Origin of the sequence: Pseudomonas sp. ICMP 460 (assembly GCF_002723595.1) — a bacterium.
GTDB lineage: Bacteria > Pseudomonadota > Gammaproteobacteria > Pseudomonadales > Pseudomonadaceae > Aquipseudomonas > Aquipseudomonas kitaguniensis.
This window is the reverse complement of record NZ_LKBR01000068.1, coordinates 1-12,508: the sequence shown is the minus strand read 5'-3', so window position 1 is coordinate 12,508 and position 12,508 is coordinate 1. Positions and strand designations below refer to the sequence as shown.

Below are 12,508 nucleotides of genomic sequence, written 5' to 3'. Positions count from 1 at the left end.
AGCGGGGTTCTGCTGCCCTTTAAACAGGTGTAGAGACCTAATATAGCGCGACAAATGATAATAATTCTCGATATGATCCGCGACTTTTCTACGTCGTGCTTCGTCAAGAAGGATACTCATGTCGCGCCCCAAACCCGACCCGTTGTCGGCCGATGCCTTTCGCGGGTTTTATGCAGATATTCTGTATTTCCTGCGCAAGCGCACGGACAACGCCAGCGACGCGGCAGACATGACCCAGGATGTCTTTACCCAATGGCTGGACTACCGCGACCGGGCCAAGGTCGAGCAGCCTCGGGCGTTTCTGTTCCAGATGGCGCGCAACCTGCTGCGCGACCATTGGCGCAAGCAGAAGGTACGGCAAACCGTCCACGCAGAGCAGGCCGACAGGGGCACCGAGCCTGCCACCGATGAGCAAAACGAGCCCATGGCCGCAGCGCTGCGCTGGCAACGGCTGGAACAGTTGAAAGAAGTCCTCGCCGAACTCTCGCCCCGCAGGCGAGAAGCCCTTATGCTGCACCGCTTCGAAGGCTTGAACCAGGCACAGATCGCCGAGCGCATGGGCATTTCGACCAGCATGGTAGAAAAGCACATCGCGTTTGCCCTGCTGCATTGCAAGCGACGCCTTCAACACGACCGCGGCACGGAGCAGCCAGAATGAACCGCCTGAGCGACATTGACGCATTGGACATCGAAGCGAGCGACTCCATCGATGCCCAAGCCGCCAGTTGGTTTGCCCGCAACCGCAATCACCCCGGGCGTGCCGACCGTAAAGCGTTTGCCGCCTGGCAGGCAACGCCAGCCAATGCGCGTGCCTACGCTGAATTCGAGCAACTGTGGGCCGACCTTGCCCAGTTGCAGCAACTGAACAAACCCGTGCCGCTGCCCACGCGCGCGCCGTCGGTATGGCGCCCTGCCCTTGGCGTGGCGGCCGCACTGGTCTGCGCGGTAATCGCCAGCCCACTCGGCGCGCCCCGCGAGCTCTACCACAGCCACATTGCCGCGCACACCAAAGGCATGCGCACGCTTGGCCTGCCCGACGGCAGCACGCTGTTCGTGAATGCCAATACGCGCCTGCGTGTGGACTTCAGCGCCGAGCAACGCATCGTGCATCTGGACAAGGGCCAACTGTACATTGAGGTCGCCGCCGACAAAGAGCGCCCGTTGTACGTGCAAGCCGGCGAGGCGAACGTGCGCGTGGTCGGCACCGGGTTCGATGTGCGGCGCAGCCAGCAGCAACTGGTGGTCAGCGTGGCCCATGGCCAAGTGGCCTTTACGCCCGCGCCCAAAAGCCCGGTTGCCTTGCTTGGCGCCCGTCAACGCGCGGCCTACAGCTACGCCAAGGGCAGCGTGCAACAGCAAACGCTCAGCGTTGAGGAAGTGGCCGATTGGCGCAGCGGGCACTTGTCGTTTCGCAATCGCGAGTTGGCCAGCCTGATCGATGAGTTGAGCCTGTACCGTCCGCAAGCGCCATTGCAGGTCAGCCATGCCGTCGCACAACTGAAGGTCTCGGGCAACCTGGACGTGAATGACCCGGACGCCCTGCTCAACGCCCTGCCCGCCCTGTTACCGGTGAAAACCGTGACGTCAGCCGATGGCATCGTGAGAATCGAGGCGGTCAAGTAAGCTCAGCAAGCGTCCACTTGAGAATATTTTGCATTCGCATGTGTGGTTTTTTTCGCCTGCCGCGTCTTCCTCCCGTCTGCGTTTGATACGCACACCTTTTGGCTATTTAGCCACCCTGGGGGATTCCATGTTTCGCGCGCCTTGCCACGCTTCGCAGCTGTTTCTTCGACCGACGCTTATCGCCACCTGCCTGGCGTTCAGCCTGAGTGCCGAGGCCGAGTCGGTTAAGCTGCAATTGCCCGCCCAGTCGCTGGCGACCTCGTTGAGCCAAGTGGCGCAGCAGGCGAAAATCCAGCTGTTGTTCGATGAAACGCTGCTCAAGAACGTGCAGGCGCCGGCGCTCAACGGTGAGTTCAGCGCGGAAGCGGCGATTCGCAGCCTACTGAAAAACGGCGCGTTCACCTTGATCAAAGTCGGCACTACTTACGTGGTGCGCCCCGACCAGGGCAAGACCACCCAAAGCGGCGCGATCCAACTGGACGCCCTCAGCGTGATCGGCACCGGCACCGACGTCGACTCCAACACCGTTAACCGCTCCACCCTGAGCCAGGCAGACATCGACCGATACCAGGCCAACAACATTCCAAGCCTGTTGCAAACCCTGCCCGGCGTGAGCCAGGGCGGCTCGCTGAAACCGGGCGGCCAGACCATCAACATTCGTGGCTTTGGCGATGCCGAAGACGTGCCGCTGACCGTCGACGGCGCAACCAAAAGCGGCTTTGAGCGCTACCAGCAGGGCACGGTGTTTATCGAGCCCGAGTTGATCAAAAGCATTGAAGTCGAGAAAGGCCCCAACTCCCCGTTCACCGGCAACGGCGGTTTTGGCGGCACGGTCAACATGACCACCAAGGACGCCCCGGACCTGCTTGAAGACGGTCGCAACAGCGGCGCGATGCTCAAATACGGTTACTCCAGCAACGACCACGAACAGGTCTACAGCGGCGCCGTGTACGGCCGCACCGACGACGGCCGTTTCGATGCCTTGGCGTACCTGACCCAACGCGACGGCGGCGACATGAAAGTCGCCGCCGAGCTGCCGAACGAGAACAACCAATACCCGATCAACCCCAAACGCCTGCCGAACACCGCGCAGGATGTGGATGGCAAGCTGTTCAAGGTCAACGCACACCTAACCGATGAGCACAGCGTTGGCGTGTCTTACTCACGCTCCCAGAGCAATCGCTGGACACCGTTTTCGGCGGCCAGCTACCCGACGCCGCCGACCCAGGCCAACATCGACCGCTACGGCTACGAAGGTGCGTTGAAGCGTTTTTTAGCGCAGCGTGACACCACCGACACCACTTGGTCTGGCAAGTATGAATACACGCCGCTGAACAACCCGCTGGTGGACCTGACCGTCAAATACTCGCAGTCCAACACCGACCAGACCGACGAGCGCGACGCCACCGCGTTTTACCAACTGGCCAGCGGCGGGCGCAAGATGGACACGGCCTACACCGACAAGCACCTCGACATCCGTAACGTCAGCCTGTTTGACACCGGCCCCTTGCAACATGCGCTGACCACCGGGGTGCAGGTCCGCAAGCACATCCGCGAAACCGAGATGTGGATGCCCGGTGCCACTTACGACACCGCACGCTACAACTATGGGCATTTCCAGCCGGGCTTTATGCCGCACGGCAAGGTCGACACCAACAGCTTCTTCATTCAGGACGCGCTGACCGTGGGCGACGTGACGATCACTCCGTCCCTGCGCTACGACCATGTGCGCAACCGCGGCGAAGGCAACGATGCGCCGTACTACAACAACCCGGACCCGGCCATCGGCCACGATTACAGCGACCGCACCTACACCGGTTGGTCGCCACGCCTGGCGCTGTTCTGGAACGTGACCCCGCACCTGGGGCTGTTCGCCAACTGGAGCAAAACCTGGCGTGCGCCGGTGATCGACGAGCAGTATGAAGTGCAAGGCCTGGGCAACCGCACCGCTACCAGCGTTGACCTCGACCCGGAACGCATCAGCTCAATCACCGCGGGCAGCGTTTTAAGCTTCGACAACCTGATTGCCCAGAGCGATAACCTGCAAGTGCGCACCACCCTGTTCCACAACAAAGTCAACGATGAAATCTTCAAGGCCACCGGCGTCGGCTGCCAGAACCAGGCGATTAATGGCGGCACGATTTCCACGGCTTGCCCAGCGGGGGCGATGCCCAATTACCGCAACATCGGCGGCCTGACGATCAAGGGTTTTGAGCTGGAGTCGTTCTACAACTCCACCTACCTGTTCGGCTCGGTGTCGTTCGCCTATGCCAAAGGTCAACACGAAGGTGCCTACACCAACCCATGGGGCCCGGACGTGTCGGCACGCGATATACCGCCGACCAAATGGGTGGTGGTACTCGGCACCCACCTGCCGGCGTGGGACGCGCAAGTCGGCTGGATGGGCCAGTTCGTCGGCGCCACCGACCGCCTGCCCAGCGACAAATATTCCAGCGGCCCGGGCAGCAGCGTGGGCGACCTGTTCTACGACCAATACGCCAACAAGGCCTACAACACTCAAGGCCTGTTCGCCAAATGGAAACCGCAACAGGCTTACCTCAAAGGCACCGAGGTAAACGTCACCGTGGACAACCTGTTCAACAACAACTTCCGTCCGGCCTTGAGCGGCGACCGCGCCTACACCAAAGGCCGTGATGCGAAGATCAGCGTCACGCGGTTCTTCTAAAGGCTGACACGGTTAATGGGTGTGCGGGCTTGCTTGATGGCGGTGTGTCAGATAAGTATTTTTCAACTGACCCACCGCCATCGCGAGCAAGCCCGCTCCCACAGAAAGCAAAAAAAGCAGCTCTGCTGTGTATGCAAAAGCCGCCTTTGATCTGCTTAAACCACTCACTGTTAAACCACGATGGCCGCCCACGGATTCAAGCCTGCCTGATGTGAAAGCAGGTGTTCAGTTCAGGTAGCCGTCCGCACGCAGCAAGGTTTCCAGGCAGTGCTCGGTGATGTGGTAGAACGCCTTCAACGCCTGGATTTTCTCCAGCAACTGCGCGTTGTCCAGCGGCTGGTTGCGCTTGACCGCCAGGATCATCTTGTTCTTGTTGGTGTGTTCCAGCGAGATGAACTCGAACACCTTGGTCTCGTAGCCGCAGGCTTCAAGGTACAACGCGCGCAAGCTGTCGGTGACCATCTCCGCCTGCTGCCCCAAATGCAGGCCGTATTGCAGCATTGGCTTGAGCAACACCGGGCTTTGGATCTGCAAGCGAATCTGCTTATGGCAGCACGGCGAGCACATGATGATCGACGCACCCGAGCGGATGCCGGTATGAATCGCGTAGTCGGTGGCAATGTCACAGGCGTGCAGCGCAATCATCACGTCCAGCTCACTGGGCGCCACGCTGCGCACGTCACCGCATTTGAAAACCAAACCGGGATGCTCCAGGCGCGCGGCGGCGGTGTTGCACAAGCTGACCATGTCTTCGCGCAGCTCGACGCCCGTCACTTCGCCCTCGGCCTTGAGCGTGTTGCGCAGGTAATCGTGAATTGCGAAGGTCAGGTAGCCCTTGCCCGAGCCGAAATCGGCCACGCGCACCGGCTGGTCCAGCTTCAACGGTGAGGTGGTCAGCGCATGGCTGAACACTTCGATGAACTTGTTGATCTGCTTCCACTTGCGCGACATCGCAGGGATCAGCGCCTGCTTGGCGTCGGTAACGCCGAGGTCGGCGAGGAACGGCCGGCTGAGGTCAAGGAAGCGACTTTTCTCGCGGTTGTGCTCAGCGGTAGGTGCCTCACGCAACTGCTGCGGCTTGCTTTTGAACAGCGAGCTTTTGTTCTTCTTGCTGTATTCCAACTGAGCTTCGTCGGTCAGCGACAGCAAGTGCGCGTTCTTGAACGACGCCGGCAACAGCTCGGCAATCGCTGCCACAGCGTCGGCCAGCGCGAAGTTCTTGGTGATGTCACGGGTCTTGTAGCGGTAGACGAAAGACAGGCACGGCTGCTCCCTGACCGTCACCGGCTTGATAATCAGCCGCTGCAACTCGGCTTCCTCGCCTGCGTACTTGGCCAGCACCAGCTTGATAAACGCATGCTGCGCGAGGCTTGCGCTGAGCAGTTCGATGAACTGGGCGTGATGATCCGGCGCAGGGCGGGCAGGTTGAGCGGTGACAGACATGAACAAAAACGCCTCGGGCTGAGAATGCCGGGCATTTTAGGGTGGATAGGGCTTCAGGGCACGGGCTTATTTGATCAACGGTTAATTCAAATGTGGGAGGGGGCTTGCTCCCGATGGCGGTAAATCAGCCAATGAATGGGTTGACTGACACAGTGCAATCGGCAGCAAGCCCCCTCCCACATTTTAAATCAGCGGCGTTTGGATTATTCGAGGACGATCAGGCGATTGGGCAACTCATTACGCGCCTGCGTCACCGGCACATGCACCTTGAGCAACTCGCCACAGGCCTCGATACACGCAATAAACCCCGCCAACGTCTGCCCCTGTTTCACCTGCTGGGTGAACGTCTTGACGATGCCATCCCAACTGTCGTCATGCATGCGTTTGGAAATACCTTCGTCCACCAGGATCTCCACATAGCGCTCCGCCTCGCTGACAAAAATCAGCACACCGGTGCCGCCGACCGTGTGGTGCAGGTTCTGCTCCAGAAACTGCCGCCGCGCCAGGTTCGAGGCGCGCCAGTGGCGCACGGATCGCGGGATCAACCGCGTGGTGATTTTAGGCAAACGAAACACCAGGCACAGCACGATAAACGTTGCCCACTGCGCCAACAGCAAGGTGTACATGGTCAGGTAGCCCGACAAATAATGCACCACACCGGGCACCACCAGGGCGATCAGGCTGGCCCACAGCAACGGGATGTAGGCGTAATCGTCGGCACGCGCGGCCAGCACCGTGACCAGTTCCGCGTCGGTGTTTTTTTCGACCCGGGCGATTGCCTCGGCGACCTGGCGTTGTTCGTGTTCACTCAGTAATGCCATGGTTGATGCTCTGTTCCAGTTATTGTCATTACCAGCCGCCCGAGGCACCGCCACCGCCAAAACCACCGCCGCCGCCTCTGAAGCCACCCCCACCGCCGCTGCTACCGCCACCGCCGCGCCCACTGCTGCTGAGGATAGCCAACAGGATCGCGCCCACCGGCAGGCCCATGCGATTGCACAGCCACAACACGCCGATCAGCAAGACAAACAAGCCGATGGAAAACCCTGGGTTATCCTTGGCAAAATTCGCGTCCGCCACATGCGCCGGCACTGCCAACGGCTCACCGCCGACCACCTGCACCATCGCCGCAACGCCGTCGCTGATGCCCTGGCTGAAATTGCCGGCCTTGAACTTGGGCGCGATCACCTGGTTGATGATCACCCACGACTGCGCATCCGTCAGCACGCCTTCGAGGCCGTAGCCGACTTCGATGCGCAGCTTGTGCTCATCGCGGGCGACAATCAGCAGCGCACCGTTGTCCTTGCCCTTTTGGCCGATGCCCCACTGGCGGCCCAGTTGGTAACCGTAGTCTTCAATCGGCACGCCCTGCAGGTCGGGCACCGTGACCACCACAACCTGGGCGCCACGGCTTTGCTCCAACGCCTGCAATTGCTGGGTGATTTGCTCGCGCGTTGCCGGGTCGATCATTTGAGCGCTGTCTACCACCCGCCCGGTCAATGCCGGGAAGGTCAGCGCCGCCTGAGCGGCGCCCACGCAGGCCAACAACCACAGCGCCACGCCTATCCGTAATAAACGCATCGACACCTCGCAACAGCCTTATTTGAACTTCACTTGCGGCGCTTTATCAGCGTCGGCACTGGTGGCTTCAAACGTGGCGCGAATCGGCAAGTCGCTGTACATCACGCTGTGCCACAGGCGACCAGGGAAGGTGCGAATCTCGGTGTTGTACGCCTGCACTGCCTGGATAAAGTCGCGACGCGCGACGGCAATCCGGTTTTCGGTGCCTTCAAGTTGCGATTGCAGGGCCAGGAAGTTCTGGTTGGCCTTGAGGTCCGGGTAGCGCTCGGATACCACCATCAAGCGGCTGAGTGCGCCGCTGAGGCCGTCCTGGGCTTGCTGGAACTGCTTGAGTTTTTCCGGGTTGTCGAGCGTGCTGGCGTCCACTTGAATCGAGGTGGCCTTGGCCCGCGCTTCAATCACCGCGGTGAGCGTGTCTTGCTCATGAGCCGCGTAGCCCTTGACCACTTCCACCAGGTTGGGGATCAGGTCGGCGCGCCGTTGGTACTGGTTCTGCACCTGGCCCCAGGCGGCCTTGGCCTGTTCGTCCAGGGTGGGAATGGTGTTGATGCCGCAACCGCTGAGCACGCTGCTGATCAGAAGCAAAGCTGCGGCCTTCAGGCCCCAGCGCGAATAGTGTGCTGCTTGCATGGTGGTTCTCCTGGCGTAACGTGATGGTATTTGATCGCTGACCCTATCGATCACGCGCTTAAGGCATAATCGGCTACCACTACTGGATTGCATCGAATCAATCAGCTAAAAGATGCCCTGGGTGACTGATAGTTCATAAAGAGCGCCGACGTGTGGCGTTTTTACTGCCGTAACACTCAAACAACAACATATGTTCCCCACATTTTGGCAGAACAGCGCATTTTTGCTGTGCAGTGAGCCGAAAAAGGATATTCATGAAAAAGCTGTGTTTGCTCGGCCTTGTTGCCACTCTGGCCGCTCACCCCGTTTGGGCAGAAACAACGCCTGCTGCGCTTAAAGACAAGGACGCGTTTGTCAGCGACTTGCTCAAGCAGATGACCCTTGATGAAAAAATCGGTCAATTGCGCCTGATCAGCATCGGCCCCGAAATGCCCCGCGAAATGATCCGCAAGGAAATCGCCGCCGGCCACATCGGCGGCACGTTCAACTCGATCACCCGCCCGGAAAACCGTCCGATGCAGGACGCGGCCATGCGCAGCCGGTTGAAGATCCCGATGTTCTTCGCCTACGACGTGATCCACGGCCACCGCACGATTTTCCCGATCAGCCTGGCCCTGGCCTCAAGCTGGGACATGGACGCCATCGGCCGCTCCGGGCGCATTGCCGCCCAGGAAGCCGCCGCCGACAGCCTCGACATCACCTTTGCGCCGATGGTCGACATCTCGCGCGACCCGCGCTGGGGCCGTACCTCTGAAGGGTTTGGCGAAGACACGTACCTGACGTCGCGTATTGCCGAGGTGATGGTCAAGGCCTTCCAGGGCACCAACCCGGCGAATGCCGACAGCCTCATGGCCAGCGTCAAGCACTTTGCCCTGTACGGCGCGGTGGAAGGCGGTCGCGACTACAACGTGGTCGACATGAGCCCGGTCAAGATGTACCAGGACTACCTGCCGCCGTACCACGCGGCAATCAAGGCCGGGGCCGGCAGCGTGATGGTGGCGTTGAATTCGATCAACGGCGTGCCCGCCACCGCCAACACCTGGCTGATGAACGACCTGCTGCGCAAAGACTGGGGCTTCAAAGGCCTGGCCGTCAGCGACCACGGCGCAATCGTCGAGCTGATCAAGCACGGCGTGGCCAAGGACGGGCGTGAAGCCGCCAAGCTGGCCATCAAGGCCGGTATCGACATGAGCATGAACGACTCGCTGTACGGCAAGGAATTGCCGGGGCTGCTCAAGTCCGGCGAGATCGAGCAAAGCGACATCGACAACGCCGTGCGCGAAGTGCTCGGCGCCAAGTACGACATGGGCCTGTTCAAAGACCCGTACCTGCGAATCGGCAAGGCCGAAGATGACCCGGCCGACACCAACGCCGAGAGCCGCCTGCACCGCAGCGACGCACGCGACATCGCGCGCCGCAGCCTGGTGTTGCTGAAAAACCACAACGACACCCTGCCGCTGAAAAAATCCGCGACCATTGCACTGGTCGGCCCGCTGGCCAAGGCGCCGATCGACATGATGGGCAGTTGGGCCGCCGCCGGTAAACCTGAACAATCAGTGACCCTGCTCGACGGCATGAATGCGGTGATCGGCGAAAAAGGCAAAGTGATCTACGCGCGTGGCGCCAACATCACCAACGACAAGGCCGTGGTCGACTACCTCAACTTCCTCAACTTCGATGCCCCGGAAGTGGTGGATGACACCCGCCCGGCGCAGGTGCTGATCGACGAAGCGGTCAAAGCCGCCAAGGAGGCCGACGTGGTGGTTGCCGCCGTGGGCGAATCGCGTGGCATGTCCCACGAGTCTTCCAGCCGTACCGACCTGAACATTCCGCAAAGTCAGCGCGACCTGATCAAGGCCCTGAAAGCCACCGGTAAACCGCTGGTACTGGTGCTGATGAATGGCCGCCCACTGTCGATTGTCGATGAGAACCAACAGGCCGACGCCATTCTGGAAACCTGGTTCGCCGGCACCGAAGGCGGCCACGCCATCGCCGACGTGCTGTTCGGGGACTACAACCCGTCGGGCAAGCTGCCGATCACCTTCCCACGTTCGGTGGGGCAGATTCCGACGTACTACAACCACCTGACCATCGGCCGGCCGTTCACTCCAGGCAAGCCGGGCAACTACACCTCGCAGTACTTCGATGACACCACCGGGCCACTGTTTCCGTTTGGTTATGGCCTGAGCTACACCACGTTCAGCCTGTCGGACATGGCGCTGTCGTCCACCACGCTGAACAAGACCGGCAAGCTCGACGCCAGCGTCACGCTAAAAAATACCGGCAAGGCAGACGGCGAAACCGTGGTGCAGTTGTATATCCAGGACGTGGCCGGCTCGATGATCCGCCCGATCAAAGAGCTGAAAAACTTCCAGAAAGTCATGCTCAAAGCGGGTGAAGAACGCACGTTGCACTTCACCATCACCGAGGACGACTTGAAGTTCTATAACGCCCAGCTCAAGTTCGCCGCGGAACCTGGCGAGTTCAATGTGCAGATCGGCCTGGACTCCCAGGCGGTGCAGCAGCAGACCTTCGAACTGTTGTAAAACAGCTTCAAGCGGCAAGCTTCAAGCGGCAAGAAAGAGCAGTTCTGCTTTTAGCTTGCAGCTTGCAGCTTGCAGCTTGCAGCTTGCAGCTTGCAGCTGGTGGCTTGCAGCCGTTGCTAACTCCTTCTGTCCAACAGGTTCACCACCAACCGATCAATCCAGCCCCACACCCGCTGCTTCACCCGCCGCCACAACGGCCGCGACTTCCAAGCCGCTAGGCTGACCGCCTGGCTCTGGGCAAAATCACGCTCGAAGCTGCCCGCCACCGCAGCCGTCAATTGCGGGTCCAGCGCTTCCAGGTTGGCTTCCAGATTGAAGCGCAAATTCCAGTGGTCGAAATTGCACGAACCGACGCTGACCCAATCATCCACCAGCACCATTTTCAGATGCAGAAAACACGGCTGGTATTCAAAAATCTGCACGCCCGCCCGCAACAGACGCGGGTAATAACGGTGCCCGGCGTAGCGCACCGACGGATGATCGGTGCGCGGGCCGGTGAGCAGCAAACGCACATCCACGCCGCGCCCGGCGGCACGGCGCAGCGCCCGGCGCACGCTCCAGGTCGGCAGAAAATACGGCGTAGCCAGCCAGATACGTTGCTGTCCGCTGTTCAAAGCGCGGATCAGCGATTGCAAAATATCGCGGTGCTGACGCGCGTCGGCATACGCGACGCGGCCCAGGCCCGGCCCGGTCGCCGGCACCTTGGGCAGGCGCGGCAAGCCGAAATGCGTGGCGGGCTTCCACTCCCGGCGCGCCGCATTGGCGTGCCATTGGCGGTCGAACAGCGCCTGCCAATCGAGTACCAGCGGGCCGCTGATTTGCACCATCACCTCATGCCAGTCGGCGGTATCTTGCCCCGGCGTCCAGAACTCATCGGTAACGCCCGTACCGCCCACCACAGCGATGCTCTGGTCAATCAGCAACAGCTTGCGATGGTCGCGGTACAGGTTGCGCATCCAACGCCGCCAGCTCAGGCGATTGTAGAACCGCAGCTCCACACCGGCATCGATCAGGCGCTTACGCAAGCCAAGGGTAAAGGCCAGGCTGCCGTAATCATCAAACAGGCAGCGCACGCGCACGCCACGCTCGGCAGCTTGCACCAACGCCTGCACCATCGCGTCGGCACAGGCCCCGGCTTCCACCAGGTACAACTCCAGCTCGACTTGCTGCTGCGCGCCGGCAATGCCTGCGAACATCTGCGGGAAAAAACTCGGCCCGTCGATCAGCAACTCAAAACGGTTGGCGCTACGCCACGGGAACACCGCGCCGCTCACGTCAACGCGCCGTAAAGATCAGCACCGCACCGACCGGCACCGACAAACTGATCGACTTAAGCCCCGCCGCCTTACGCAGCGCAGCAACGCCCGGCACCAGCTCGAAATCTTCGGCATGCAGCACTACCGGCTCCAGCGTCACCACCTGAAAGCGCCGGTCGTCCAGGCGCGTGGCCAACAGTTCAGCGCTATAGGTTTGGGTTTTGCCATGCAAGGTCACCGACAGCGGCAAGCGCAACTCCAACTGCGCGCCGGGGGCCAAATCGTTGATTGGTTGCAGGTTGATCTGCGCACTGATCAGCGCTTCGGGGAACGTCTTGATCTCGAACAGCTCATTGCGCATGCGCTCGTCACGCAGAGGAATGCCGCTGTTGACCGATTCCATCTCTACCTGCAACTGCGCAGCACCTTTGCCGTCGACCTTGCCGTGCAGCACCAGGAAGCGATGGACTTCAGCGATTTCGGTGTTTTTGGTGGTGACGAACGACAAGCGCGAGGACTCGTTGTCCAGGTACCAGTCGGCGTGGGCAGGCAGCGCGGCGGCGGCCAGCAAGGCAAAAGCCAGGGGTTTGAGATTGAACATAAGAACTCTGAGGCAAAAACCTGAGCGAACCTTAAGCGCAATATCACAAGCGGCGCAAATCCAATGTGTGAGGCCCCACTGCATCGTTGATGTAGCGCTGTCGCGCAGCAAACGGGCTCGGGGTTTTGTGGGAGCGGGGTTG

General features: G+C 60.7%; 10 protein-coding genes. 4 read left to right on the top strand and 6 right to left on the bottom strand.

Annotated features, from left to right (window positions below):
- The first annotated feature begins 118 nt into the window (after positions 1-118).
- The 3 genes from AO240_RS25025 to AO240_RS25015 all read left to right on the top strand — a co-directional run bounded on the left by AO240_RS25025 (position 119) and on the right by AO240_RS25015 (position 4,309).
- On the top strand, positions 119-658 hold the full coding sequence (locus tag AO240_RS25025; protein WP_099240092.1) for an RNA polymerase sigma factor: 540 nt from the start codon (positions 119-121) through the stop codon (positions 656-658).
- Complete coding sequence (locus AO240_RS25020) at positions 655-1,623, top strand: FecR domain-containing protein (protein WP_099240090.1); 969 nt, start codon at positions 655-657, stop codon at positions 1,621-1,623. The genes AO240_RS25025 and AO240_RS25020 overlap by 4 nt, the downstream gene beginning before the upstream one ends.
- 127 nt (positions 1,624-1,750) lie before the next feature.
- Positions 1,751-4,309: a TonB-dependent receptor gene (locus AO240_RS25015; protein WP_099240088.1), complete on the top strand. Its 2,559-nt coding sequence runs from the start codon at positions 1,751-1,753 to the stop codon at positions 4,307-4,309.
- Positions 4,310-4,534: 225 nt separating this feature from the next.
- Here AO240_RS25015 and AO240_RS25010 read toward each other — a convergent pair whose 3' ends face one another.
- From AO240_RS25010 to AO240_RS24995, 4 genes are all read right to left on the bottom strand, one after another.
- Positions 4,535-5,752 carry an SAM-dependent methyltransferase gene (locus AO240_RS25010; protein ID WP_099240086.1) on the bottom strand — a complete coding sequence of 406 codons (1,218 nt, stop codon included), beginning with the start codon at positions 5,750-5,752 and terminating at the stop codon, positions 4,535-4,537.
- A 203-nt stretch (positions 5,753-5,955) separates the two neighbouring features.
- A complete protein-coding gene (locus AO240_RS25005; protein ID WP_099240085.1) occupies positions 5,956-6,573 on the bottom strand; it encodes a TPM domain-containing protein in 618 nt (205 codons plus the stop codon).
- A 28-nt stretch (positions 6,574-6,601) separates the two neighbouring features.
- Positions 6,602-7,333 (bottom strand): YgcG family protein, encoded by a 732-nt coding sequence (locus AO240_RS25000; RefSeq protein WP_099240355.1) that lies wholly within the window; start codon positions 7,331-7,333, stop codon positions 6,602-6,604.
- Between the two features lie 18 nt (positions 7,334-7,351).
- Positions 7,352-7,963 carry a LemA family protein gene (locus AO240_RS24995; RefSeq protein WP_099240083.1) on the bottom strand — a complete coding sequence of 204 codons (612 nt, stop codon included), beginning with the start codon at positions 7,961-7,963 and terminating at the stop codon, positions 7,352-7,354.
- 254 nt (positions 7,964-8,217) lie between these two features.
- Between AO240_RS24995 and bglX the strand changes: the two genes are divergently transcribed.
- The gene (gene bglX / locus AO240_RS24990) at positions 8,218-10,509 is read left to right on the top strand and encodes a beta-glucosidase BglX (protein WP_099240081.1); all 2,292 of its coding nucleotides are present in this window, start codon (positions 8,218-8,220) and stop codon (positions 10,507-10,509) included.
- A gap of 116 nt (positions 10,510-10,625) precedes the next feature.
- Here bglX and AO240_RS24985 read toward each other — a convergent pair whose 3' ends face one another.
- Complete coding sequence (locus AO240_RS24985; protein WP_099240079.1) at positions 10,626-11,783, bottom strand: phosphatidylserine/phosphatidylglycerophosphate/cardiolipin synthase family protein; 1,158 nt, start codon at positions 11,781-11,783, stop codon at positions 10,626-10,628.
- A 1-nt stretch (position 11,784) separates the two neighbouring features.
- Complete coding sequence (locus tag AO240_RS24980; RefSeq protein ID WP_099240077.1) at positions 11,785-12,366, bottom strand: YceI family protein; 582 nt, start codon at positions 12,364-12,366, stop codon at positions 11,785-11,787.
- Positions 12,367-12,508 lie beyond the last annotated feature (142 nt).